The organism is Cedecea neteri (assembly GCF_000757825.1).
GTDB classification, from domain to species: domain Bacteria; phylum Pseudomonadota; class Gammaproteobacteria; order Enterobacterales; family Enterobacteriaceae; genus Cedecea; species Cedecea selenatireducens.
This window is the reverse complement of record NZ_CP009451.1, coordinates 1,364,248-1,389,722: the sequence shown is the minus strand read 5'-3', so window position 1 is coordinate 1,389,722 and position 25,475 is coordinate 1,364,248. Positions and strand designations below refer to the sequence as shown.

The following is a 25,475-nucleotide window of genomic DNA, read 5'->3' as shown; positions in this document are numbered from 1 at the left end:
CGACCCACCAACGCATAGTCTGTCCAGGCTTCAGTTCGTCAATCGGGAGGGCGGATTTTTCCGGCCCCTGTGTTTCTAATTAGTTGAGAGCTTTGTCGTTTGGTTCCTTGAACAGCGCTTTCATTTCGTTAGAAAGATCGAAGTTCATGTTGAGGTTCTTCGGCGGAATTGGCTGTTTAAACCACTTATCAAACCATTTGGCGGCTTCACCGGAGGTTTGCGCCTTCGCGATGGTGTCATCCATCAGCTTTTTAAACGCTGGGTCGTCTTTACGCAGCATGCAGCCGTAAGCTTCCTCGGACTGCGGCTTGCCGAGGATCTCCCAGTTATCCGGCTGTTTTGCTTTCGCACGTTCACCGGCCAGCAGGGCGTCATCCATCATAAAGGCAACGGCACGACCGCTTTCCAGCGTACGGAAGGAGTCACCGTGGTCTTTGGCGCTGATAATGCGCATGTCCATTTTCTGCTCGTCGTTCAGCTTGTTGAGCAGAATTTCGGAAGTGGTGCCTGAGGTGACGACAACGGTTTTACCTTTCAGGTCCGGGAAGTCTTTAATTGCACCGCCTTTTTTCACCAGCAGGCGGGTACCGACCACGAAAATAGTGTCGGAGAACGCGGCTTGTTTTTGACGCTCCAGGTTGTTGGTAGTGGAACCGCATTCAAAATCGAAGGTGCCGTTTTGCAGCAGCGGGATACGGTTTTGAGAGGTAATTGGAATCAGCTTCACCTGCAGGTCAGGTTTATTTAGCTGCTTCTTCACCGCTTCCACGATGGCGTTAGAGTAATCCTGAGAGTAGCCAACCACTTTTTGTTGGTTGTCGTAGTAAGAGAAAGGTACAGATGATTCACGGTGGCCGACCACGATAACGCCGTTGGCTTTGATTTTATCCAGCGTTGACTGCTGAGGCTTAGCGTCTTCTGCATGAACCATCGTGGCGCTCATGCCCATCACCAGCATTGCCGTGGCCAGTTTACGTAATTGCATATCCAACTCCTTAATCTTAGTGCCAGAGGAGGCACCGGTATCCGATGTGAGTGTTGTGTTTTGTTGTTTTTTCATGTTGCTAAAAGCGTCATGCAATGCTCTTTTGTTAACATCTAACCTAGCTGAATGTAAAGAAATTGCTAAGAAGATGTTTATTTTTGCGAAGCGCGCCGCACCCTTTAAAGGCAAAGATATGCCGATGCACTATAACGGTGCTTGCGATGTCGCTTTTTGGTGCATGAGCTTTTCATTGCCCGATACGGCCAGGCCACAGGGCGTCTTTGCGCCAGTTATTTGATTTCTACAGCTAAAATCTAGCAAAGCTCGTGCCAAAAATGAAAAAGGCCAGCAGATTTGCCGGCCTTTTTATCAGAAGGGGGGGTTACTTTTTATTACGGCTACGCAGGCTCATCACCAGGGCACCAAAGCCAAACAGGGCGGTAATGACCCAAAGAGGCCAGAAGCCGAAACGTGCATAAGGCGTCAGGCCAGTGGTTGGCGTGACTTTTGCCTCCAGCACTTCGCGGGTGAACTGCGGGATGATATGGGTGATATCACCTTCGGCGTTGACCACCGCGGTCACACCGTTATTGGTGCTGCGCAGCAGAGGCCGCCCGAGCTCCAGCGAACGCATGCGCGCCATCTGCAGGTGCTGCCACGGACCGATAGATTTACCGAACCAGGCATCGTTGGAGATGGTCAGCAGGAAGTCGGTATCCGGCCGGAAGTTATCGCGTACCTGTTCACCCAGGATAATCTCGTAGCAGATAGCCGCCGTTAGCCGGACGCCGTTTGAGAGCAGCTGCGGCTGAACGTAGGGGCCACGGCTGAACGAAGACATCGGCAGATCGAAGAACGGTGCCAGCGGGCGCAGAATCGATTCAAGCGGGACAAACTCACCAAAGGGAACCAGGTGGTTTTTATTGTAGCGATTGCTGCTGGTATAGCTGTAAGGGCTACCTTCACCAAGGGTAATAATGGTGTTGTAGGTGTCGTACCGGTTCTGCTTGTTAAGGCGGGCGTCGACGATGCCGGTAATTAACGAGCTGTGCTTCGAGCGCAGCAGGTCATCCATCATAGTCAGGAACTGCTGCTGATTGATTTCCAGATCGGAGATAGCCGATTCCGGCCAGATAATCAGCTGCGCCTTGCCCATCTCCGGCTGCGTTTTATCCAGATAGATTTTCAGCGTGTCCAGCAGCTGGCTTTCATTCCATTTCAGCGACTGAGGAATGTTGCCTTGCACCATCGCCACGTCGACGGAGCGTTCCGCCTGTGGCTGAAACCACTGAATACTGCGCAGCGGCCAGGGCAGGAGGAGCAATGCGGCGGAGACCACGGCGGGAACCCACTTACGCGCCTGGAGGGCATAAACCAGAAGGCCGCTGATGATCATCAGCAGGAACGTAATGGTGTCGACCCCAAAAATCGGCGCGATGCCTTTTAACGGGCCGTCTATCTGGCTATAGCCAAACTGCAGCCACGGGAAGCCGGTGAGTACCCAGCCGCGCAGGAATTCGGTAATTTGCCAGACGACCGGGGCGGCAATGGCCACTCGCCACCACGTTGTTTTCGGCCATAGCTTGCTGAGAACGCCGGCGAACAGGCCAGTGTATAGCGACAGGTAGGCGGCCAGAAGCACCACCAGGAATACGTTCACCGGGCCCGGCATACCGCCGAACTGGGCAATGCTCACGTACACCCAGTTAACGCCGCTGCCGAACAGCCCCAGCCCCCAAAAGAAGCCAATTGAGGCGCTTTGCACCGGGCGACGATTTAGCGTTAATCCCTGTAAACCGGCAAGCGAGACAATGGCCGCTGGCCAGACATCATAGGGAGAAAAAGCCAGCGTTCCACAGGCACCAAACAAAAGCGCCAGCAGCAGGCGAATGCGCTGGCGTTGAAGAAGTTGAGCTATAGCCATAGCGGCGTTATTCGTCCAGTTTAGGTTGCGGCGAGTCGTCCGGAATTCTGACATGAACCTGAATAATACGACGGCTATCGGCCATCGCGACTTTGAACTGGTAACCATCTATTTCAATGGTTTCGCCACGGGCAGGCAGATGGCCAAAGGCTTGCATCACCAGGCCGCCGATGGTGTCGACTTCTTCGTCGCTAAAGTGCGTGTCGAAGGTATCGTTGAAGTCTTCAATAGAGGCGAGGGCACGCACCGTCCAAGTATGGCGACTCAGCTGGCGGAAATCGCCGTCTTCTTCGTCGTCGTACTCGTCTTCGATTTCGCCGACAATCAGTTCAAGAATATCTTCGATGGTCACGAGGCCTGAAACGCCGCCGAATTCATCAATGACAATCGCCATGTGGTAGCGCTGCTGACGAAACTCTTTCAGCATGCGGTCAACCCGCTTACTTTCAGGCACGACAACGACCTGACGTAATACTTTTTCCATGCTAAACGGCTCAGAATCGCTGCGCATAAACGGCAGCAGATCTTTCGCCATCAGAATCCCTTCGATGTGATCTTTGTCTTCGCTGATAACCGGGAAGCGGGAGTGAGCGGATTCGATAATGACATCGAGGCACTCGTCCAGCGTCTGGTTGTGCTTAAGCGTCACCATCTGTGAACGCGGGATCATGATGTCGCGGACGCGCTGGTCGGCGATATCCATCACCCCTTCGAGCATGTCGCGGGTGTCCTGGTCTATCAGAGAGTTTTGCTCAGAATCACGAATGAGCGTTAGCAGATCGTCACGGTTTTTAGGTTCACCGTGAAACAGCTGGTTGAGGATGAGGGAGAAAAATCCCTTTTTGGCTTCCGGCGTGTCACTATTCTGTGAATTGTCGTCGCTCATGGCGTTAGGTTTAAGGCCTCATATTAATCAAATACTAACAGGCAGCCTGATGGTGCGCTGCCTGCGCGTTACTGCGGCAAAGGGAAAACCCTGAGCCGACTACTCTTTCTCGGCAATGTACGGATCGGCATACCCAAGAGCAAGCATTATCTCTGTTTCCAGCGCTTCCATCTCTTCGGCCTCATCGTCTTCAATGTGGTCGTAGCCGAGCAGATGCAGGCTACCGTGCACAACCATATGTGCCCAGTGAGCTTCCAGCGGCTTCTCCTGCTCTTTAGCCTCCTGCTCAACCACCTGGCGACAGATGATCAGGTCGCCAAGCAGCGGCAGTTCGATGCCCGGAGGTGCTTCAAACGGGAAAGAAAGCACGTTGGTTGGCTTATCCTTGCCGCGATAGGTCAGGTTCAGATCGTGACTTTCTTCTGTATCAACCAGACGAACGGTTACCTCTGACTCTGCCTGAAACGGCGGGATAACCGCATCCAGCCAGCGCTGGATCTGTGCTTCGTCCGGCAGGCCGCTTTCTTCTTCGCAGGCAACCTGTAAATCTAAAATAACCTGACTCATTTGCTCTCCTGAGCAGAGGCCTGCAGGGCAAGCGCTTCACGTTTGCGCTCTGCGGCGAGCTCGTCTTTACGCTTTTGATCGGCGGTTTCCCAGGCTTCATAGGCGTTAACGATGCGGGCCACGACCGGGTGACGCACCACGTCTTCACTATTAAGGAAGTTAAAGCTGATCTCATCCACCCCGGACAACACGTCGATAGCATGACGTAAACCGGACTTCAGGTTGCGCGGCAGGTCTATCTGCGTCACGTCACCGGTAATAACCGCTTTGGAGTTGAAGCCAATGCGGGTCAGGAACATTTTCATCTGTTCGGTGGTGGTGTTCTGGCTTTCGTCGAGAATGACAAAGGCATCGTTCAGAGTGCGGCCACGCATATAGGCCAGCGGAGCCACCTCGATAACGTTACGTTCAATCAGCTTTTCGACTTTCTCGAAGCCCAGCATTTCAAACAGCGCGTCGTACAGCGGGCGCAGGTACGGGTCCACTTTCTGGCTCAAATCCCCAGGCAGGAAGCCCAGCTTCTCACCCGCTTCAACGGCAGGACGGGTCAGCAGAATACGGCGAATCTCCTGGCGCTCCAGCGCATCAACGGCGGCGGCGACGGCGAGGTAGGTTTTCCCTGTCCCCGCAGGCCCAATGCCGAAGGTAATGTCATGATCGAGAATGTTCGCGATGTACTGCGCCTGGTTAGGCGTACGTGGTTTGATAACCCCACGCTTGGTCTTAATATTGATGGCCTTGCCGTAATCCGGCACGCTGTCTGCCGTTTGCTCCAGTACCCGACTCTCTTTAATGGCCAGGTGGATTTGTTCCGGGTCGATATCCTGGCTTTGGCCGCGCATTGGCGCAGTGTCTACGTAGAGATGGCGCAGAATATCCGCAGCGGCGTTAACGGAGAGCTCACGGCCGGTGAGCCTGAAATGATTGTCACGGCGGTTGATTTCAATCCCCAGTCGGCGCTCCAGCTGTTTGATGTTGTCATCAAAAGGGCCGCACAGACTAAGCAGACGGGCGTTATCCGCCGGTTCCAGCGTTAATTCACGTGTTTCGATATTCAAACTTATCCTCTGGGTCACTCGGGGCCAGTTAGAGTAAAACGGTCTCTCGTAGCCGAAATATAATCCCGGCTACAGGGAAATTATTTATCCCGCAGCGTGATGGCGCAAGCGTCACAATTGATATTTGGGTGATGTCTTCAGAATGCAAGTGCAAACAATGAGGCAGCCTGCCGGAACCAGGACTCGCTTTCCGACAGGCTACTGAAAGGGTTAAGGCTGGTAAATCCCTACCCCAATGTCATTCTCTTTACGGGTACGAGCAATGACGGATGCCGGTGTTTCAGCAATGCGCAGGCCCATTTCGTCTTCGGTGCGTACCAGCTTCGCGCGCAGGGAGTTGGTCAGGACTTCGGTGATTTCAACATCCACGAACTTCCCGACCATGTCAGGCGTTCCTTCAAAGTTAACCACGCGGTTATTTTCGGTGCGGCCGGACAGCTGCATAATGCTTTTACGCGAAGTGCCTTCAACCAGAATACGCTGCACGGTGCCCAGCATTTTACGGCTCCAGTTCATCACCTGCTGGTTGATGCGATCCTGCAGGATATAAAGGCGCTGTTTCTTCTCTTCTTCCGGCACGTCATCAACCATATCTGCGGCCGGGGTGCCCGGACGCGCGGAAAAGATAAAGCTGAAGCTGGTATCAAAGTTGACGTCGGCAATCAGCTTCATGGTCTGCTCGAAGTCCTGGCTGGTTTCGCCCGGGAAGCCAACGATGAAGTCTGAGCTAATCTGAATATCCGGGCGCGCGGCGCGCAGCTTACGGATAGTGGATTTATATTCCAGCGCGGTGTGCGTACGGCCCATCAGATTCAGCACGCGGTCTGCACCACTCTGGATAGGCAGGTGCAGGAAGCTCACCAGCTCCGGAGTATCGCGATACACTTCGATGATGTCATCGGTGAACTCGATAGGGTGGCTGGTGGTGAAACGAATGCGGTCGATGCCGTCAATTGCCGCAACCAGGCGCAGAAGTTCGGCAAACGAGCAGATGCCGCCGTCGTAGGCCGCGCCGCGATAAGCGTTAACGTTCTGGCCAAGCAGGTTGACTTCACGCACGCCCTGTTCCGCCAGTTGGGCGATTTCAAACAGAATATCGTCACATGGGCGGCTGACTTCTTCCCCACGGGTGTAAGGCACCACGCAGTAGGTGCAGTACTTGTTGCAGCCTTCCATGATTGAGACATAGGCTGTCGGACCGTCGGCTTTTGGTTCTGGCAGGCGGTCAAATTTTTCAATTTCCGGGAAACTGACGTCAACGACCGGGCTACGAGTGCCGCGAACCTGATTGATCATCTCCGGCAGGCGGTGCAGGGTTTGCGGACCAAACACGATATCCACATAGTGCGCGCGCTGGCGAATTTTTTTCCCTTCCTGAGAAGCAACGCAGCCGCCAACGCCGATGATAACGTCCGGTCTTTTAGCCTTGATATGCTTCCATCGCCCCAGCAGGTGAAACACCTTTTCCTGTGCTTTTTCGCGAATTGAGCAGGTGTTCAGCAGCAGAACATCCGCTTCATTCGCGTTATCGGTCAGCGTGAAGCCGTGGGTGCTGTCCAGCAGATCGGCCATCTTTGATGAATCGTATTCGTTCATCTGACAGCCCCAGGTTTTTATATGGAGTTTTTTTGTCATCGACTTGCCATTGCTCAAGGTGAAGTCAGGAATTAAGCCGGATAGTGTAATGCTTTGCTATGGATGTGACCAGCCTGGGAAAAGCCAGTAGAATTGGCACAGATGAATGAAGGAATGAGACTCATGGCAAATCAACCAATTGAAGTCGCCGTTGTCGGCGGTGGGATGGTCGGCGCGGCGGCAGCGCTGGGCCTGGCACAGCAGGGGATTCGGGTAGCCGTTATTGAGCATCAGGCGCCAGAGGTTTTTGTTCCGGAAAGCCAGCCGGATGTCCGAATTTCTGCAATCAGCAGCGCATCGGTTGGGCTGCTCAAGTCTCTTGGCGTGTGGGACAAAGTTTTAGCGATGCGGGCTCATGCCTATCGCCGCCTGGAAACCTGGGAGTGGGAGAGCGCGCACGTCAGTTTTGATGCTGCCGAGCTGGGCCTGCCTGAGCTTGGTTTTATGGTGGAGAATAACGTGCTGCAGCGCGTACTTTGGGAAGCGCTGGAAGCTCATCCGCAGGTCACTTTGCATTGCCCGGTCAGGCTGAAGCAAATCCATCGCCAGCAGGCGGGGTGGTCGCTTGAGTTTGAAGCAGGAAATTCACTTCATACTGAGATGGTGATTGGCGCGGATGGCGCGAATTCCCAGATCAGAAAATGGGCGGGGATAGGCGTGCATGCCTGGCAGTATCGCCAGTCCTGCATGCTGATTACCGTTAAATGTGAGACCGATCCCGGGGACAGCACCTGGCAGCACTTCACGCCGACCGGGCCGCATGCCTTCTTGCCGCTGTTTGACAACTGGGCCTCGCTCGTCTGGTACGATACGCCAGCACGCATCCGCCAGCTGCAGGGAATGACCCTGCCGCAGCTGCAAAAAGCGATTGCAGCCACTTTCCCTGAGCGGCTTGGGACGGTCACGCCGATGGCCTGCGGCGCGTTTCCTCTGACTCGTCGGCATGCTTTGCAGTATGTACAGCAGGGGTTAGCGCTGGTAGGTGATGCGGCGCATACGATTCATCCTTTGGCCGGGCAGGGTGTGAACCTGGGCTATCGCGATGTGGATGCTTTGCTTGATGTGATAATTAATGCCCGTAGCCACGCCGAGGACTGGAAGAGTGAGGCGATCCTGAAACGCTACCAGGCACGTCGTCAGGCGGACAACTTCCTGATGCAGAGCGGAATGGATCTGTTCTATGCCGGATTCAGTAACAACCTTGGGCCGCTGCGCGTGGTGCGTAATATTGGGCTGATGGCTGCGGAAAGAGCAGGCGGCCTGAAGCGTAAAGCGCTGAAATACGCCCTGGGACTCTAATCTTTATGCCCTCTCCGTCCGGGAGAGGGTAAGAGCATCAGGCTCGTTGTGCCTGAAATACAAAAGCAAAAAGCCCGCTTGCGCGGGCTTTTCATTGTGTGGCTGGGGTACGAGGATTCGAACCTCGGAATGCTGGTATCAGAAACCAGAGCCTTACCGCTTGGCGATACCCCAACAGGGTGCGCTCACAGAGTGAACGACTTTTTAAATTGGCTGGGGTACGAGGATTCGAACCTCGGAATGCTGGTATCAGAAACCAGAGCCTTACCGCTTGGCGATACCCCAACAATTTTTTAGGATTTATCGACGTTAATCAATAATTCCGTTGTATGGTGGCTACGACGGGATTCGAACCTGTGACCCCATCATTATGAGTGATGTGCTCTAACCAGCTGAGCTACGTAGCCGAACTTTATCATATTTTTCGATGGCTGGGGTACCTGGATTCGAACCAGGGAATGCCGGTATCAAAAACCGGTGCCTTACCGCTTGGCGATACCCCAATGACCGTCGCGGTGAACCGCATGTCTCGAAAAATAATGGCTGGGGTACCTGGATTCGAACCAGGGAATGCCGGTATCAAAAACCGGTGCCTTACCGCTTGGCGATACCCCATCCGTGCAACGCGAGAGATAAATGGTGCGGGAGGCGAGACTTGAACTCGCACACCTTGCGGCGCCAGAACCTAAATCTGGTGCGTCTACCAATTTCGCCACTCCCGCATAAAAAAGATGGTGGCTACGACGGGATTCGAACCTGTGACCCCATCATTATGAGTGATGTGCTCTAACCAGCTGAGCTACGTAGCCATCTTTTTACGCGCTACCTTATCGGCGTTGCGGGGCGCATTATGCTAACTTGACTCTACAGCGTCAACTAGTTTTTTCCCGAAAACCCGCTCGGAATGCTCGTTTGAATGACTTGCGAACAGCTTGCTTGAAATATCGACAATAACGAACGTTTTTGTTTTTAATTCCGGTTAAAAACAGGGATAAAGCTTCAGCGATAATACATAAAAACAAACGGACCCGAAGGTCCGTTTTGTCATAACTGAATCGAGATTAATAAGCGGCCTGGTGCACGCCAACCGCTCGTCCTGATGGATCGTTCATGGTTTTGAACGATTCATCCCACTCAATTGCCTTCGCGGAAGAACATGCGACAGACGGGCCGCCCGGCACGCATTCTGCTGCGCTCTGTAGCGGGAACAGCTCTTCGAAAATTTCACGGTACAAATAGGCCTCTTTGGAGCCCGGCGTGTTGTACGGGAAACGGTAGGCGGCGGTAGCCAGTTGCTGGTCGCTAATCTGCTCAGCCGCAACTTCTTTCAGGGTATCAATCCAGCTATAGCCTACGCCGTCAGAGAACTGTTCTTTCTGGCGCCATGCCACGCTTGCCGGCAGGTAGGACTCAAAGCACTCACGCAGCACATGCTTCTCCATTTTGCCGTTACCGCACATTTTATCCTGTGGGTTGATGCGCATTGCCACATCGAGGAATTTTTTATCCAGGAATGGCACGCGGGCTTCAACGCCCCAGGCAGACATCGCCTTGTTAGCGCGGGCACAGTCAAACATATGCAGCGCCTGAAGTTTACGTACGGTTTCTTCATGCAGCTCTTTGGCATTTGGCGCTTTATGGAAATAAAGGTAGCCGCCGAACACTTCATCAGAGCCTTCACCGGACAGCACCATTTTGATGCCCATCGCTTTGATTTTACGTGACATCAGGTACATCGGCGTAGAAGCGCGGATGGTGGTCACATCGTAAGTTTCAATGTGATAGATAACATCGCGGATCGCATCCAGGCCTTCCTGTACGGTGAAGTGGATTTCATGGTGGACCGTGCCCAGGTGATGGGCAACTTCCTGCGCGGCTTTCAGGTCCGGAGAGCCTTCCAGACCGACGGCGAAGGAGTGCAGCTGTGGCCACCAGGCTTCGCTGCGCTCTTCATCTTCTACGCGACGTGCCGCAAACTTTTTGGTAATGGCAGAGATAACCGAAGAGTCCAGCCCACCGGACAGCAGCACGCCGTAAGGCACGTCGGACATCAGGTGGCTTTTTACGGAATCTTCCAGCGCCTGACGCAGCGCGTTTTTGTCCGTTACGTTGTCTTTTACTTCTTCATAGCTGAACCAGTCGCGCTGATAGTAGCTGCGGATTTCGCCATCTTTGCTCCACAGGTAGCTTCCTGCCGGGAATTCTTTGATGCTGCGGCAAACAGGCACCAGGGCTTTCATTTCAGAAGCGACATAAAGGTTGCCGTGTTCATCGTGGCCCATATAAAGCGGGATGATGCCGATGTGGTCACGGCCAATCAGGTAAGCGTCTTGTTCGCTGTCGTAAAGTGCGAAGGCAAACATACCCTGCAGATCGTCAAGGAATTCCGGGCCTTTTTCCTGATACAGCGCCAGGATGACTTCACAGTCTGAGCCAGTCTGGAAGGTGTAACGGTCGCCGTATTCGGCGCGCAGTGCCTGATGGTTGTAGATTTCACCGTTAACCGCCAGGGCGTGAGTTTTTTCGGTGTTGTACAGCGGCTGAGCGCCCGCGTTGACGTCAACGATGGACAGACGTTCGTGCACAAGAATCGCTTTATCGCTGGCGTAAACCCCTGACCAGTCCGGGCCACGGTGGCGCATCAGGCGTGATAATTCCAGCGCTTTTTTGCGTAATTCAACTGCATCGGTTTTGATATCCAGAACGCCAAAGATAGAACACATATAACTTCTCCGTACACTTGCCTGAGCGATTTGAGTTGTGGTGCTGCGTTGCCGATTTTTTACTTTTGCTGCGGCTTTGCTGCGTTGCTTAGTAATGAAAATGCTCAATCGCTGAAGGGAATGCAAGGGTTTTAGCTTTCAGCTAATAAATAGTGCAGTGGGGATTGCCGATTTCTGAAAAATGATGATGTTTTGGCCGTGAAAATTAGCGGATCGTCAATTTTTAACAATTATGGCTGAGGTTTGCTTTGCGGAAGTGCTACTTCTTTGCGGATACATAAAAATGCCGGCTTAGCGCCGGCATTCTGAATTAGAAGATATCGATTTCCGCGACTGAGGGATAAATCCAGCTCGGCCGGAACGGCATATCATCGACGTTGTTGAGGCTGGAGACGCCGGAGAGAACAAGTATAGTTTCGAGACCAGCCTGGAAGCCTGCGAGAATATCCGTCCGCAGGTTGTCGCCAACGATGACTGTTTGCTCGGAATGTGCCTGCATTTTGTTGAGCGCCGCGCGGATAATCCACGGGCTCGGCTTGCCAACATAGAAGGGTTCGCGGCCGGAGATTTTCTCTATGCCGGCGCAGAGTGCACCGCAGGCCGGGCTAAAACCGTGTCCGTGGCTGTCAGGGTTGGTGGCAATAAAGCGTGCACCGTTTGCGACGAAGTAAGCGGCTTTATGCATCATTTCCCAGTTAAAGGAGCGGGTTTCACCGACGATGACAAAATCCGGATTAATGTCTGTAATGGTAAACCCTGCTTTGTAGAGCTCGTGAATCAGCGCGCCTTCACCGACGACGTAGGCTTTCTTACCTTCCTGGCGGCGCAGGAAATCCGCGGTGGCCATGGCGGAGGTGTAAAACACGCTCTCCGGCACGTCGATGCCCGCAGAGGCAAAGCGGTTGGCAAGGTCCTGGCTGGTCTGGGAAGGGTAGTTGGTCAGCAGCACCAGCGGCATTTCTTTTTCAAGAATACGTGCCAGAAATTCATTAGCGCCCGGCACGGCGACGTTGTCGTGCATCAGCACGCCGTCGATATCACAAATTACGTTCTGGATGGTGGTCATTAACAACTCTGGCTCACGGAATGAAGTCGGTAACTATAGCGTAAAATGCTGCCTGGGCAGCATTAACTTTCCAGCAGATGCTGAAGCAATATGCCGTTCAGCATTGAACGCTTAACCAGCGCAAACGCCCCAATGGCCGAACGGTCATCGAGCTTCGAACAGACGATAGGCAAGTTTTTACGGAAGGCATTCAATACCTGCGTATTAATGCAGCCTTCGATGGCCGGCAGCAGCACTTTTTCGGCTTCTATTATCTCACCGGCAAGCACGACTTTTTGCGGATTAAACAGGTTAATGGCGATGGCGATGGCTTTCCCCAAGTGGCGGCCCACGTGCTCCAGCACTTCACAGGCCAGCGCATCACCTTTATTGGCGGCTTTGCAGATAGCCTGAATGCCGCAGTCTTCAAGCGTCAGGCGACTGTTGTAGCCTTGCTCCAGCAGATGACGAACACGTTTTTCGATCGCGGCATTTGCGGCGATGGTTTCCAGGCAGCCAAAGTTGCCGCAGTGGCAGCGCTCGCCCAATGGGTCTACCTGGATGTGGCCAATCTCACCGACGTTGCCGTTTCGGCCGATAAAAATCCGGCCGTTGGACAGGATGCCGGCCCCGGTGCCGCGGTGAACACGCACTAAAATGGAGTCTTCGCAGTCGTGAGTTGCACCGAAGTAGTGCTCGGCGAGCGCCAGGCTGCGAATATCGTGCCCGACAAAGCAGGTCACCTTAAAGCGTTTTTCGAGGCGATCAACCAGCGCCCAGTTGTTGACGGTGATGTGTGGCATGTAGCGAATCACGCCACTTTCTGGGTCGACAAGGCCGGGCAGGATGACTGAAATAGCGATCAGCTCACGCGTCTTACGCTGCCAGGTCTCGATAAAGTGGCTAATGGCGTTGAGCAGCGCATGCTCGAGGGTTTCCTGCGTGCGTTCAGGCAGCGGATAGTGCTCTTCGGCAATTGATTTAGCGCTCAGGTCAAATAGCGTGATGGTGGCGTCATGGCGCCCAAGGCGCACGCCAATTGCGTGGAAGTTACGCGTTTCGGTGATAATTGAGATAGCGCGGCGGCCGCCGGTGGAGGCCTGCTGATCGACTTCTTTAATCAGGCCGCGCTCAATAAGCTGGCGAGTAATTTTTGTGACGCTGGCAGGTGCAAGCTGGCTTTGTTCGGCAATCTGGATGCGCGAGATGGGACCATGTTGGTCAATCAGGCGGTAGACCGCCGCGCTATTCAGCTGTTTTACCAGGTCAACGTTACCAATTTGGGCTTGTCCGCCAGTCGTCATGCTATTTACTCAGTTACGACCTCGTTACCATTAACGATGGTCTTGATAATTTTATAGTCGCGGGTAAACACGGTTAAGTTAGCCACTTTGCCGGTTTCGATTGCGCCCAGCTGTTTATCCACGCCCATTGCGCGAGCAGGGTAGAGCGTTGCCATACGCAGGACTTCATCCAGTGCAATGGCCGCGTGTTCTACCAGATTACGCACGCCCTGAATCATTGTCAGCGCAGAACCGCTGAGGGTTCCGTTCTCATCAACGCACAGACCGTCACGGTAGTATATTGTTTTACCAGCAAAAATGAACTGATCGATATCCGCGCCAGCCGGTGCGGTTGCGTCGGTTACCAGGCATAGTTTATCGCCTTTCACGCGTTTTGCGGTGCGGATGTTCGCATAATCGACATGCAGGCCATCGGCAATGATGCCACAGTAAACGTCAGCTTCATCAAAAATGGCGCCCGCAAGGCCCGGTTCACGGCCGGTAATATAAGGCATGGCGTTGAAAAGGTGTGTCGCGAAGGTGATCCCGGCGCGGAAGCCAATTTTGGCTTCTTTAAGGGTCGCATTGGAGTGACCTGCGGAAACGATAATGCCCGCCGCAACCAGTTTCTGAATCACTTCCGGCTCAACCATTTCTGGGGCGAGGGTGATTTTGGTGATGACGTCGGCATTCTGGCACAGGAAATCAACCAGCTTCGCGTCCGGTTTACGGACGAAGCCAGGATTGTGCGTGCCTTTTTTTACGATGTTGAGCCATGGGCCTTCAAGATGTAAGCCCAGCGCCTGGTGGCGGTGTTTTGCCAGGTATTCACGCATGACTTTCACGCCCTGCATCATCAGCTCGTCGCTGGTAGTGATAAGCGTAGGCAGGTAGCTGGTGCAGCCGGAGCGTTCGTTCGCTTTCTGCATGATTTCCAGCGTTTCAACCGAAACGGCTTCTGCGGTGTCGTTAAACTGCACGCCGCCGCAGCCGTTCAGCTGAACATCAATAAAGCCGGGGGCAATGACGGCACCGCCCACATCGCGCGTTTCAACCCCTGCTGGCAGTGCATCAACAGGGCAAACGCGCTCAATCAGGCCATCGGTAATGACTACCGCGTGGTCATCCAGAATTTCATGGCCGGTATAAATCCGACCGTGGATTAATGCATACATATCCTACCCCCGGTAATAACGTCGTGCTTTAAGACTTTAAGATCGCTAATAAAGAGGGAAGATGGACATCCTTCCTCTTTATGACTGTCTGCTAAAAACCAGAAGTCTGGTTTCCTTCATTTATCTTTTGACGCCCTCGGGCGTTTTATCGTTGCCTGAGGCGCGCCAATGATCAACCGGGCCTTAAAGACCTTTGATATTCTCTGCTTCCAGCTCGTTGAAGTACTTCAACGTTTTCACTTTCAGCTCCATCGTGGATGGCTCATCACAAACAATGACCGCCTTCGGATGCAGCTGCAGGCAGGTGATGGTCCACATATGGTTAACGTTGCCTTCAACGGCCGCCTGAAGCGCCAGGGCTTTCACGCCGCCCAGTACCAGAATCATCACTTCTTCTGCGTCCAGCAGCGTACCCACGCCCACGGTCAGCGCATATTTTGGCACCTGAGTTACGTCGCCGCCGAAGAAGCGGGAGTTTGCCACGCGGGTGTCATGGGTCAGGGTTTTGATACGAGTACGGGAAGCCAGGGAAGAGGCTGGTTCGTTAAACGCGATGTGACCATCGTTGCCCACGCCGCCCATGAACAGGTGGATTTTGCCGTAGGAGCGAATTTTTTCTTCGTAGCGGCGGCATTCTGCATCAACATCTTCCGCGTTGCCGTTCAGCAGGTTGATGTTTTCCGCAGGGATATCAACGTGATCAAAGAAGTTGCGGTGCATGAAAGTATAATAACTTTCCGGATGTTCCTTCGGCAGGCCGACGTATTCATCCATGTTGAACGTAACGACGTTCTTAAAGCTAACCTGGCCTGCTTTATGCATCTCAACCAGAGCTTTGTAAGCTTCCAGCGGCGTACCGCCGGTTGGCAGACCCAGAACGAAAGGACGATCTGCGGTCGGTTTGAATGCATTAATGCGGTTTACAATATGGCGAGCTGCCCATTTGCCGACTTGTGCCGGGGTAGCCAGGGGAATCAGTCTCATCATTCACCTCGTAGTTAAGAGTAAAAATAGGGTTAGCTGAATCGATCTCGATAAGCATAAGGGTAAACCACTTTTATACTGAACCGACAGGGATCAATCCGCCTTGATTTTTTGAATCATAAAATAAGTTTTCGGAGATAGCCAGTAAGAGGGGAGGGTTGAAGCGATATTTGGTGATAAATGTCACAAAAAAGGTGCGTTTAATTTGCGGTACGAATTAATTTTTTTCACACTTCAGCGTGTGATGTGAATCGTCGCCGTGTATTCAATGTAAGTAAGACAATAAAAACACTGCTTGAGCGAGCCTTAACGGGGTCTCATAGGGGGAATAAAGTGAGTATTCTAGGTTATCTACAACGCGTGGGCCGGGCACTTATGGTGCCGGTGGCTACACTGCCAGCAGCAGCAATACTAATGGGGGTTGGTTACTGGATTGACCCAGTCAGTTGGGGTGGAGACAACGCACTAGCGGCGCTCTTCATTAAATCCGGTTCCGCAATCATCGATCACATGTCCGTGCTTTTCGCCATCGGCGTCGCTTACGGTATGTCTAAAGACAAAGACGGCGCAGCAGCGCTGACCGGCTTTGTTGGCTTCCTGGTTCTGACCACCCTCTGCTCACCGGCAGCGGTTGCGATGATCCAGAAAATTCCGGTGGATCAGGTTCCGGCGGCATTTGGTAAAATTGAAAACCAGTTTGTGGGTATTCTGGTCGGTATTATCTCTGCGGAATTGTACAATCGCTTCAGCGGCGTTGAGCTGCCGAAAGCGCTGTCGTTCTTCAGCGGTCGCCGTCTGGTCCCTATCCTCACCTCCTTCCTGATGATCGTTGTTGCCTTCATCATGATGTACATCTGGCCGATGATCTTTGACGGTCTGGTGAACTTCGGTGAGCACATCCAGAAACTCGGTTCTGCAGGCGCAGGTATCTATGCGTTCTTCAACCGTCTGCTGATCCCGGTTGGTCTGCACCACGCCCTGAACTCCGTGTTCTGGTTTGACGTTGCCGGCATTAACGACATCCCTAACTTCCTGGGTGGCGCTCAGTCCATCGAAGCAGGTAAAGCGGTTGTCGGTATCACCGGCCGTTACCAGGCGGGCTTCTTCCCGATCATGATGTTCGGCCTGCCGGGTGCAGCGCTGGCTATTTACCACTGTGCACGTCCTGAAAACAAAGCAAAAGTTGCCGGTATTATGATGGCGGCCGCCTTCGCTGCGTTCTTCACCGGTATCACCGAACCGCTGGAATTCTCCTTCATGTTCGTTGCTCCGGTACTGTACCTGATCCACGCAGTGCTGACCGGTATCTCCGTGTTCATCGCGGCAAGCATGCACTGGATTGCTGGCTTCGGCTTCTCCGCGGGTCTGGTGGATATGGTGCTTTCGTCCCGTAACCCGCTGGCAACCCACTGGTGGATGCTGATTCCTCAGGGTCTGGTGTTCTTCGTTCTCTACTACGTGGTATTCCGTTTCACCATCACTAAATTCAACCTGCTGACCCCTGGCCGTGAACTGGCGGTAGCCGGTGATGAAGCTGATGGTCAGGACGTGAATGTGAGCGGCGATGCGAATCAGGACGTTTCCGGCCTGGCTCGTCAGTACATCTCTGCGGTCGGTGGCTCTGCTAACCTGACCGGTATTGATGCCTGTATCACTCGTCTGCGTCTGAACGTGAAAGACTCTTCCGTAGTAAACGAAGCGCTGGCTAAGCGTCTGGGTGCAACGGGCGTTATCCGCCTGAACAAAACCAGCGTGCAAATCATCGTTGGCTTTGCTGCAGAAAAAATTGCTAACGCAATGAAAACTGCAGGCACCGTAGAAGCAGCCGCGCCTGTTGCTGGCACAGCGCCAGCGCCTGCTGCTAAACCACAGGCGGTTCCAAACGCCACCAGTACGACCGTTGCGGCTCTGGTTTCTCCGGTCACTGGCGAAGTGGTTGAGCTTGATCAGGTTCCTGACGAAGCGTTTGCCAGCAAAGCAGTAGGGGATGGTGTGGCCGTTAAGCCAACCGACAAAACCGTGGTTTCTCCTGCTGCGGGTACGATTGTGAAAATCTTCAACACCAACCACGCTTTCTGCCTCGAAACAGAAAAAGGCGCTGAAATTGTGGTTCACATGGGCATCGATACCGTTGCTCTGGGTGGTAAAGGGTTCACTCGTCTGGTGGAAGAGGGTGCGGAAGTGGTTGCCGGCCAGCCGGTTCTGGAAATGGATCTTGATTTCCTGAACGCCAACGCTCGTTCCATGATTAGCCCGGTTGTTTGCAGCAACATCGACGACTTCAGCGGTCTGGTTATCCAGGCGAAAGGTCAGGTGGTTGCCGGTCAAACGCCACTGTATGAGATTAAAGGCAAGTAATCGCTCCTGAGTAAGCATTTGTGCCTTAAGCGGCTGGCGTAAATCGTCAGCCGCTTTTTTATTGCCTGCCGTTAACCGGGCATGAACAACCCTAATTTATGCAACTAAAGGTTGTTTCCCGGGGCCGCTTATTAGATCATGCACCGTTAACTAAGGTACACGCTTTGAGGAACCCGCGATGAGTGAGGCTGAAGCCCGCCCAACTAACTTTATTCGTCAGATTATTGATGAAGACCTGGCGAACGGTAAGCACACCAGTATTTGCACCCGTTTTCCGCCTGAGCCAAATGGCTATCTGCATATTGGTCACGCCAAGTCTATTTGCCTGAACTTTGGCATTGCCCAGGACTACCAGGGGCAGTGCAACCTGCGTTTCGATGACACAAACCCGGTAAAAGAAGACATCGAATACGTAGAGTCCATCAAGCATGACGTTGAATGGCTGGGCTTCCATTGGTCCGGTAACGTTCGTTATTCGTCTGACTATTTTGACCAGCTGTTTAACTATGCCGTTGAGCTTATTAATAAAGGTCTGGCCTATGTTGATGAGCTGAGCCCGGAACAAATTCGTGAATACCGTGGTTCCCTGACCGCGCCTGGCAAAAACAGCCCATTCCGCGATCGTAGCGTTGAGGAAAACCTCGCGCTGTTCGAGAAAATGCGCAACGGTGAGTTCGCCGAAGGTACCGCCTGCCTGCGTGCTAAAATCGATATGGCTTCGCCATTCATCGTGATGCGCGATCCGGTGCTGTACCGCATTAAGTTTGCCGACCACCACCAGACCGGCAGCAAGTGGTGCATCTACCCGATGTACGACTTCACCCACTGCATTTCTGATGCGCTGGAAGGGATCACCCACTCGCTGTGTACCCTGGAATTCCAGGATAACCGTCGTCTGTATGACTGGGTGCTGGATAACATCACTATTCCTGCTCACCCGCGCCAGTACGAGTTTTCTCGCCTTAACCTCGAATACGCCATCATGTCCAAGCGTAAGCTTAACCTGCTGGTGACCGAGAAGATTGTTGAAGGCTGGGATGACCCGCGCATGCCGACTATTTCGGGCCTACGCCGCCGTGGTTACACCGCAGCTTCTATTCGCGAATTCTGTAAGCGCATTGGTGTGACCAAGCAAGACAACACCGTGGAAATGGCTTCTCTGGAATCCTGCATCCGTGACGATCTCAACGAGAACGCACCGCGTGCGATGGCCGTGCTGGATCCGGTGAAAGTTATCATCACTAACTATCCTCAGGGTGAAGAAGAGACGGTGACCATGCCTAATCATCCGAACAAACCTGAGATGGGCAGCCGTGAAGTGCCGTTCAGCGGTGAGGTTTATATCGACCGGGCTGACTTCCGTGAAGAAGCGAACAAGCAGTACAAGCGCCTGGTGCTGGGTAAAGAAGTTCGCCTGCGTAATGCGTATGTGATCAAAGCCGAGCGTGTTGAAAAAGATGCGGAAGGCAATATCACCGAGCTTTACTGCACCTACGACCCGGAAACCCTGAGCAAGGACCCGGCAGACGGTCGCAAAGTTAAAGGCGTGATTCACTGGGTGAGCGCCGCACATGCGTTGCCGGTTGAAATCCGCCTGTATGACCGCCTGTTCAGCGTTGCAAACCCAGGCGCTGCGGAGGACTTCCTGTCGACCATTAACGCTGACTCACTGGTTATTCGTCAGGGCTTCGTTGAGCCAAGCCTGCAGAACGCAGAAAAAGGTAAGGCTTATCAGTTCGAGCGTGAAGGTTATTTCTGCCTCGACAGCCGTTACACGACGGCCGAAAAATTGGTATTTAACCGCACCGTTGGCCTGCGCGATACCTGGGCTAAAATCGGCGAATAATTGCCGTTAATCGTCTGATAAAAACGCCGCTCAATGCGGCGTTTTTTCTTTCTGGTTACCTGGTATTAACGAGCAGTACACATTCGCGATGCGAATTAATTCTCATTTACACTCTTCAGATCATTCCCTCGCACTCAGTCATCTCTTCTCCGTAATATCCTGATGCTTATAATGAAAGCGCTCTCAAAAGAATTTTATGTGGTTAATTAATCGGATTGCGGGCTAAGCATCTGCTGAGCGATTTTGTTACAAATGCACATAGATTATGTGCTCTCTGTCATACTCCAGGAAATCTCTGATACAAAGTCATTGATAATTCGCGTCGCGAAAAATAGTCTATGAGCAGCGGTAATGCGGGTGTGTCAGGTAGAAACCGCTTTTAGCCTTTGGGCAATTTTACTTTTTTCGTCAATGGCGCTTTTCACGTCAGACGATGATTTTTACGTCAAAGAGGAATTTAACTATGCGTACGTTTAGTGGCAAACGTAGTGCGCTTGCTCTTGCTATTGCAAGCGTTACCGCTCTTTCAGGTTTTGTAGTGGCTCCGCAGGTTAGCGCTGCGGGCTTTGTTGATGACTCAACGCTGACCGGTGGCGTCTATTACTGGCAGCGCGAACGTGACCGTAAAGATGTGACCGACGGTAAGTACAAAACTAACCTGTCACACTCAACCTGGAACGCCAACCTGGACTTCCAGTCCGGCTACGCAGCCGACATGTTTGGCCTGGATATCGCCGCTTTCACCGCCATTGAGATGGCCGAAGACAGCGCCAGCGGCCACCCAAACGAAATCGCATTCTCCTCTAAAAACAAAGGCTACAGCGAAGACTACTCCGGCGATAAAGGCGGCATCAGCCTTTATAAAGCGGCCGCGAAATTTAAGTACGGCCCGGTCTGGGCACGTGCGGGTTATATCCAGCCAACCGGCCAAACGCTGTTAGCGCCACACTGGAGCTTCATGCCGGGTACCTATCAGGGGGCTGAAGCTGGGGCGGCATTCGACTATGGCGATGCAGGTGCGCTGAGCTTCTCCTACATGTGGACCAACGAGTACAAGGCTCCATGGCATCTGGAAACGGACAAGTTCTACCAGAACGACAAAAAGACCAAAGTTGATTATCTGCACTCCATCGGCGCGAAATATGACTTCAAAAATGACCTGATTCTGGAAGGGGCATTTGGTCAGGCTGAAGGTTTTGTTGACCAGTACTTCGCGAAAGCCAGCTACAAATTTGACGTTGCAGGCAGCCCGCTGAGCACCAGCTACCAGTTCTACGGCACCCGTGATAAAGCCTCTAACAACACCATCAACGATATTTATGACGGTACCGCGTGGCTGCAGGCGCTGACCTTAGGCTACAAAATTGGCCAGGTTGACCTGCGTCTGGAAGGGACCATGGTGAAGGCAGAAGGCCAGCAGGGTTACTTCCTGCAGCGTATGACGCCAACCTATGCCTCTTCAAACGGCCGTCTAGATGTCTGGTGGGATAACCGCTCTGACTTCAACGCCAACGGCGAAAAAGCTGTGTTCTTCGGTGCGATGTATGACCTGAGCAACTGGAATCTGCCGGGTTGGGCTGTTGGGGGCTCCTATGTTTATGCATGGGATGCAAAACCAGCCACATGGGCGCTTGATGCTTCCGGTAACCGTCAGGATATCGCATCCAACAAGATCAAAGAGTCTTCATACAGCCTCGACGCAATGTACACCGTGCAGGAAGGCCGTGCGAAAGGTACGCTGTTCAAACTGCACTTCACTCAGTACGACAACCACTCCGATATCCCAAGCTGGGGCGGTGGTTACGGCAACATGTTCCAGGATGAGCGTGACGTGAAATTTATCGTTATTGCTCCGTTCACCATCTTCTAATGCTAAATCGGGCGCGCAAGCGCCCGTTTTTTATAAGGAACTGAACATGAAAAAAATCCTGCTGGTTACCGCCGTGGCTTTCACGCTCTCCGCCTGCGTTCAGCCCCCGGCTCCGCCGGAAGATTCACATCTGAAGCAGGCTTACAGCGCTTGTATCAATACCGCAGAAGGCAACCCGGATAAAATCGAAGCCTGCCAGAGCGTGCTGAACGTACTGCGCCAGGAAAAACAGCACAAAGCGTTTGTTGAAAAAGAGACCGTGAGCGTGCTGGATTATCAGAAATGCATTCAGGCAAGAAAGAGCGGGAATGATGAAGCCGCGAAGGTTCGCTGCGATAAAATCTGGCAAGAAATTCGCTCGAATAACAGCTGATTACGTTTTTTCAGTCAATAAAAAAACCGGCAAGGGAAACCTGCCGGTTTTTGCTTTTAAACGCCACCTGTTCGGCAGCGTTCGTTAATGCGGATTACTTATTTAGGATCGTGCGCGGTGTCGTCTTCGCGGCAGTCGCCTTCGGCACAGTGTCCGTACAGATAGAGACTGTGGTTAGTCAGGCGGATACCGTGGCGTGTGGCAATTTCACGCTGGCGCGATTCAATAGAATCATCGCTGAACTCGATTACTTTGCCGCAATCGAGGCAGATAAGGTGATCGTGGTGATGCTGCTGGGTCAGCTCGAAAACGGACTTGCCGCCTTCAAAATTATGGCGGGTCACGATCCCGGCATCGTCAAATTGGTTCAGCACGCGGTAGACCGTCGCCAGGCCTATTTCTTCGCCCATGTCGATCAGACGTTTATATAAGTCTTCCGCGCTGACGTGATGATTTACCGGCTCTTGCAGCACTTCGAGGATTTTCAATCGCGGAAGCGTGACTTTCAAGCCGGCCTTCTTTAATGCGGTATTGTTGTCAGTCATGCGGAAAGTGTCCTGTTGCTTAACGATTCGCTCAAACTGCAGTGAGCGTAAAGAGTAATGCGTCTCATTATAGAACTGCTGCTTCTAAATGGGAACCGCAAGTATGGTGCAAAATGAGGCTGAAAAATCGTGGCGGCGTCGCCATTTACAGTAATTATCAGCCAAGCTGTCAGGAAGACATTGTACAGGGATGTACGAGAAAGTTACAAACTTGTAGCAATTATTTTCATTGCTACAAGCTATCAAGATGGCGCAAACGCTGCATTTGCGCCAGACAAATCAGGCGTTAATAATATCGGCCAGATTCAGTTCTTCAGAAATCTGTTTGACCCACTTCTCAACGCGCTCGGCGGTCAGTTCCGGCTGGCGGTCTTCGTCGATGGCCAGACCGACAAAGTTGTCGTCGTCTGCCAGGCCTTTTGACGCTTCAAAGTGGTAGCCCGCGGTCGGCCAGTGGCCTACGATAGCGGCGCCGCGCGGTTCGATGATATCGCGAATGGTACCCAGCGCATCACAGAAGTATTCCGCGTAGTCTTCCTGGTCACCACAGCCGAACAGCGCAACCAGCTTACCGTTGAAATCGACTTCTTCGAGAGTAGGGAAGAAATCGTCCCAGTCGCACTGCGCTTCGCCGTAGTACCAGGTTGGGATGCCGAGCAACAGAATGTCGAAACCTTCGAGATCTTCTTTGCTGCTTTTAGCAATGTCATGCACCTCAGCAACGTCTTTACCGAGCTGTTTTTGAATCATTTTTGCGATATTTTCGGTGTTACCGGTGTCGCTGCCGAAAAAAATGCCTACGATTGCCATGAGTAAAATAACCTCTTGAAACTTAATAGTATGCTGGCCGTTCAATGCCCACGTATAGGGCAATCATAGCAGAACAGCTCCACCAGCGGAAACAGCTATCACGGCGGGGTGCACAGTCTGCAACATGGTTTTGCTCACCCTTTTGAGATTTCAGATGACGGGCAGGGCAACAGAAAGCGCTATCCCAGCTTTTTAAGCTGCTCGAGCAACATCTCTTCGATCAGTTCGCTACGACTGATGCTGCGGGCGTCGGCAAGCTGGTTGAGGGCGTCGACCGCATCATTGTTCAGTTTTAGCTCAACTCGCTTCAAACCACGCACTTTGTCGCGCTTAAGCTGATTGCGTTTATTAATACGCAGCTGCTCATCGCGCGAGAGCGGATTGGTTTTAGGCCGCCCGGGGCGACGCTCGTCCGCGAACAGATCTAATGTAGTACGGTCCGTTTGTTCTTTTGCCATGATTAGGATACTGACAGGAAATTCTGGCTGCAGGGGCAGGGTGCCGGTGCAATTAAGCGCGCCATCATACATCAGCGCGCCATTCCCGCCAACGCGTTAGCGACTTCTGCTGGCCGGTCGTTCTGTTTTTAATCAGTTTTTCGGTTCCGCGTCGATAAATCGGTGAATTGCGCGTAAAACTGCGTCCGGTTTTTCAGCGTGAACCCAGTGGCCCGCGCCAGCGATGACGTGCGCACGAGCCTGCGGGAACTGACTTAAAAGCGCCTCGCGGTGGCTTTCATCCACATACGGCGAGTTCCCGCCGCGGATGAATAAGGCGGGATGCTGCCAGGCGGGAACGGGTTGCCAGCCAACGATACTTTCGTATTGCTGCCAAAGCACCGGCACGTTGAACTTCCACTCGCCGTCGGCAAAAGACTTCAGCAGAAACTGAATGACGCCTTCTTCTTCTACGTGTTCGCGCATGATCTGCGCCGCCTGCTGGCGAGTCTCAACGCCTGCTTCAGTGACCGCACGAATCGCCGCAAAAATCTCGTCGTGACGGCGAACCTGATAGTTAACCGGAGCGATATCAATCATCACCAGTTTATCGATGCGCTGGGGAGCAAGAGCCGTCAGCGCCATCACCACTTTGCCGCCCATAGAGTGACCGATAAACGTGGCTTTCTCGATACCATAATCATCAAGCGTGTCCAGAACGTCGCCGGCCATTGCGGCATAGCTCATATCGTCGCTGCGCGGAGACAGCCCGTGGTTACGCAGATCTATTTGCAGCAAAGTATGATCTTTACCCAGATCCCGCGCCAGCACGCCGAGATTATCCAGGCTGCCAAACAGGCCGTGGATCAGTACGATAGGGGAATTGCTATTCGATTGTTGCGCAGTTTGCAGGCGAGCATTTAATTTCATGGCAAAGTTCTTTATTTTGGTTCGTTTGGTTAGGGTATCATGTTGGCATTCCTGCGGGCGTGCGGCAAATATTCAGTTTACTCTGACTTTGAGTCGCCCCTCCTGTTCGCTGTTGGGATTTGACCCTATACTCCCAACGACTTGTATTCAGAAAAGATATCGTACTGGATTAAGATGAAAACAATCGAAGTTGATGACGAGCTTTACCGCTACATTGCCAGTCAGACTAAGCACATTGGCGAGAGCGCGTCAGACATTTTACGGCGCATGCTTAAATTTACCGCCGGGCAAACACCAGCAGCCACTCCTACGCCAGCCGCGCCTGAGCGCGCTGCGGCTCCCGTTGTTGAAGAGAAGCCTGCGAACACCGCCCGCAACCGCGTGCGCGCCGTTCGTGAGCTGCTGCTTTCGGATGAATATGCTGCTCAGAATAAGGCCGTAAACCGCTTTATGATGGTGCTGTCCACGCTGTATCAGCTGGACGCGAAGACCTTCGGCGAAGCGACAGAATCCCTGCATGGCCGCACTCGCGTCTATTTTGCCGGTGATGAGCAAACGCTGCTGGCAAACGGCAATCAAACCAAGCCTAAACATGTTCCGGGCACCCCATACTGGGTGATCACCAATACGAATACTGGTCGTAAATGCAGCATGGTTGAACACATCATGCAGTCAATGCAGTTCCCTGCGGAGCTGATTGAAAAGGTTTGCGGCACTATTTAAAAACCTGGCGTCAGTAAGG

At 52.9% G+C, this 25,475-nt stretch carries 22 protein-coding genes and 7 tRNA genes; 7 read left to right on the top strand and 22 right to left on the bottom strand.

From position 1 onward, the window contains the following. Positions 1-79: 79 nt before the first annotated feature. Positions 80-985 (bottom strand): amino acid ABC transporter substrate-binding protein, encoded by a 906-nt coding sequence (locus tag JT31_RS06290; protein WP_038474695.1) that lies wholly within the window; start codon positions 983-985, stop codon positions 80-82. A gap of 46 nt (positions 986-1,031) precedes the next feature. Between JT31_RS06290 and JT31_RS23870 the strand changes: the two genes are divergently transcribed. Continuing rightward, a complete protein-coding gene (locus tag JT31_RS23870; RefSeq protein ID WP_158399821.1) occupies positions 1,032-1,283 on the top strand; it encodes a hypothetical protein in 252 nt (83 codons plus the stop codon). 84 nt (positions 1,284-1,367) lie between these two features. On the opposite strand, the gene lnt is transcribed toward JT31_RS23870, so the two are convergent. From lnt to miaB, 5 genes are all read right to left on the bottom strand, one after another. Beyond that, on the bottom strand, positions 1,368-2,909 hold the full coding sequence (gene lnt, locus JT31_RS06280) for an apolipoprotein N-acyltransferase (protein WP_038474689.1): 1,542 nt from the start codon (positions 2,907-2,909) through the stop codon (positions 1,368-1,370). A 7-nt stretch (positions 2,910-2,916) separates the two neighbouring features. After that, entirely contained in the window at positions 2,917-3,795 is an 879-nt protein-coding gene (corC, locus tag JT31_RS06275; protein WP_038474686.1) for a CNNM family magnesium/cobalt transport protein CorC, read from the bottom strand. Between the two features lie 99 nt (positions 3,796-3,894). Continuing rightward, on the bottom strand, positions 3,895-4,362 hold the full coding sequence (gene ybeY, locus JT31_RS06270; protein WP_038474683.1) for an rRNA maturation RNase YbeY: 468 nt from the start codon (positions 4,360-4,362) through the stop codon (positions 3,895-3,897). Beyond that, positions 4,359-5,420, bottom strand: coding sequence for a PhoH family protein (locus JT31_RS06265; protein ID WP_038474680.1), 1,062 nt, complete (start codon positions 5,418-5,420; stop codon positions 4,359-4,361). Before JT31_RS06265 ends, ybeY begins: the two co-directional genes overlap by 4 nt. Before the next feature lie 210 nt (positions 5,421-5,630). Beyond that, positions 5,631-7,055 (bottom strand): tRNA (N6-isopentenyl adenosine(37)-C2)-methylthiotransferase MiaB, encoded by a 1,425-nt coding sequence (gene miaB, locus JT31_RS06260; RefSeq protein WP_038474677.1) that lies wholly within the window; start codon positions 7,053-7,055, stop codon positions 5,631-5,633. Positions 7,056-7,178: 123 nt separating this feature from the next. Between miaB and ubiF the strand changes: the two genes are divergently transcribed. Beyond that, positions 7,179-8,354: a 3-demethoxyubiquinol 3-hydroxylase gene (gene ubiF / locus JT31_RS06255; protein WP_038474674.1), complete on the top strand. Its 1,176-nt coding sequence runs from the start codon at positions 7,179-7,181 to the stop codon at positions 8,352-8,354. 99 nt (positions 8,355-8,453) lie between these two features. Here the strand turns inward: ubiF and JT31_RS06250 are convergent. The 12 genes from JT31_RS06250 to nagB all read right to left on the bottom strand — a co-directional run bounded on the left by JT31_RS06250 (position 8,454) and on the right by nagB (position 15,564). Next, positions 8,454-8,528, bottom strand: a tRNA-Gln gene (locus tag JT31_RS06250). 36 nt (positions 8,529-8,564) lie between these two features. Further along, positions 8,565-8,639, bottom strand: a tRNA-Gln gene (locus JT31_RS06245). Between the two features lie 45 nt (positions 8,640-8,684). Further along, positions 8,685-8,761, bottom strand: a tRNA-Met gene (locus tag JT31_RS06240). A gap of 21 nt (positions 8,762-8,782) precedes the next feature. After that, positions 8,783-8,857: transfer RNA gene (locus JT31_RS06235), tRNA-Gln, on the bottom strand. Positions 8,858-8,894: 37 nt separating this feature from the next. Continuing rightward, positions 8,895-8,969, bottom strand: a tRNA-Gln gene (locus JT31_RS06230). A gap of 22 nt (positions 8,970-8,991) precedes the next feature. Next, positions 8,992-9,076 (bottom strand) — tRNA-Leu (locus JT31_RS06225). Positions 9,077-9,086: 10 nt separating this feature from the next. Beyond that, positions 9,087-9,163: transfer RNA gene (locus JT31_RS06220), tRNA-Met, on the bottom strand. 252 nt (positions 9,164-9,415) lie between these two features. Beyond that, positions 9,416-11,077: an asparagine synthase B gene (gene asnB, locus JT31_RS06215; protein WP_038474671.1), complete on the bottom strand. Its 1,662-nt coding sequence runs from the start codon at positions 11,075-11,077 to the stop codon at positions 9,416-9,418. 310 nt (positions 11,078-11,387) lie between these two features. Further along, a complete protein-coding gene (locus JT31_RS06210) occupies positions 11,388-12,143 on the bottom strand; it encodes an HAD-IIA family hydrolase (RefSeq protein WP_008456091.1) in 756 nt (251 codons plus the stop codon). Between the two features lie 62 nt (positions 12,144-12,205). Beyond that, positions 12,206-13,426 carry a DNA-binding transcriptional regulator NagC gene (gene nagC / locus JT31_RS06205; RefSeq protein WP_038474668.1) on the bottom strand — a complete coding sequence of 407 codons (1,221 nt, stop codon included), beginning with the start codon at positions 13,424-13,426 and terminating at the stop codon, positions 12,206-12,208. Positions 13,427-13,431: 5 nt separating this feature from the next. Beyond that, the gene (gene nagA / locus JT31_RS06200; protein WP_038474665.1) at positions 13,432-14,580 is read right to left on the bottom strand and encodes an N-acetylglucosamine-6-phosphate deacetylase; all 1,149 of its coding nucleotides are present in this window, start codon (positions 14,578-14,580) and stop codon (positions 13,432-13,434) included. Between the two features lie 183 nt (positions 14,581-14,763). Next, the gene (gene nagB, locus JT31_RS06195; RefSeq protein WP_008456097.1) at positions 14,764-15,564 is read right to left on the bottom strand and encodes a glucosamine-6-phosphate deaminase; all 801 of its coding nucleotides are present in this window, start codon (positions 15,562-15,564) and stop codon (positions 14,764-14,766) included. Positions 15,565-15,897: 333 nt separating this feature from the next. On the opposite strand from nagB, the gene nagE reads away from it, so the two are divergent. From nagE to chiQ, 4 genes are all read left to right on the top strand, one after another. Beyond that, the gene (gene nagE / locus JT31_RS06190; protein ID WP_038474662.1) at positions 15,898-17,922 is read left to right on the top strand and encodes an N-acetylglucosamine-specific PTS transporter subunit IIBC; all 2,025 of its coding nucleotides are present in this window, start codon (positions 15,898-15,900) and stop codon (positions 17,920-17,922) included. Positions 17,923-18,100: 178 nt separating this feature from the next. After that, a complete protein-coding gene (gene glnS / locus JT31_RS06185; RefSeq protein WP_038474659.1) occupies positions 18,101-19,768 on the top strand; it encodes a glutamine--tRNA ligase in 1,668 nt (555 codons plus the stop codon). Positions 19,769-20,231: 463 nt separating this feature from the next. Further along, the gene (gene chiP, locus JT31_RS06180; RefSeq protein WP_038474657.1) at positions 20,232-21,638 is read left to right on the top strand and encodes a chitoporin ChiP; all 1,407 of its coding nucleotides are present in this window, start codon (positions 20,232-20,234) and stop codon (positions 21,636-21,638) included. Positions 21,639-21,684: 46 nt separating this feature from the next. Then, a complete protein-coding gene (gene chiQ, locus JT31_RS06175; protein WP_038474654.1) occupies positions 21,685-22,011 on the top strand; it encodes a ChiQ/YbfN family lipoprotein in 327 nt (108 codons plus the stop codon). Between the two features lie 98 nt (positions 22,012-22,109). Here chiQ and fur read toward each other — a convergent pair whose 3' ends face one another. The 4 genes from fur to ybfF all read right to left on the bottom strand — a co-directional run bounded on the left by fur (position 22,110) and on the right by ybfF (position 24,733). Next, the gene (fur, locus tag JT31_RS06170; protein ID WP_008456106.1) at positions 22,110-22,556 is read right to left on the bottom strand and encodes a ferric iron uptake transcriptional regulator; all 447 of its coding nucleotides are present in this window, start codon (positions 22,554-22,556) and stop codon (positions 22,110-22,112) included. A 279-nt stretch (positions 22,557-22,835) separates the two neighbouring features. Beyond that, positions 22,836-23,366 carry a flavodoxin FldA gene (gene fldA / locus JT31_RS06165; RefSeq protein WP_081948222.1) on the bottom strand — a complete coding sequence of 177 codons (531 nt, stop codon included), beginning with the start codon at positions 23,364-23,366 and terminating at the stop codon, positions 22,836-22,838. A gap of 179 nt (positions 23,367-23,545) precedes the next feature. Continuing rightward, positions 23,546-23,824: a LexA regulated protein gene (gene ybfE / locus JT31_RS06160; protein WP_052049066.1), complete on the bottom strand. Its 279-nt coding sequence runs from the start codon at positions 23,822-23,824 to the stop codon at positions 23,546-23,548. 132 nt (positions 23,825-23,956) lie between these two features. Continuing rightward, on the bottom strand, positions 23,957-24,733 hold the full coding sequence (gene ybfF, locus JT31_RS06155) for an esterase (protein WP_038474648.1): 777 nt from the start codon (positions 24,731-24,733) through the stop codon (positions 23,957-23,959). A 174-nt stretch (positions 24,734-24,907) separates the two neighbouring features. Here ybfF and seqA point away from each other — a divergent pair, with 174 nt between their 5' ends. Next, positions 24,908-25,456: a replication initiation negative regulator SeqA gene (seqA, locus tag JT31_RS06150; protein WP_038474645.1), complete on the top strand. Its 549-nt coding sequence runs from the start codon at positions 24,908-24,910 to the stop codon at positions 25,454-25,456. Positions 25,457-25,475 lie beyond the last annotated feature (19 nt).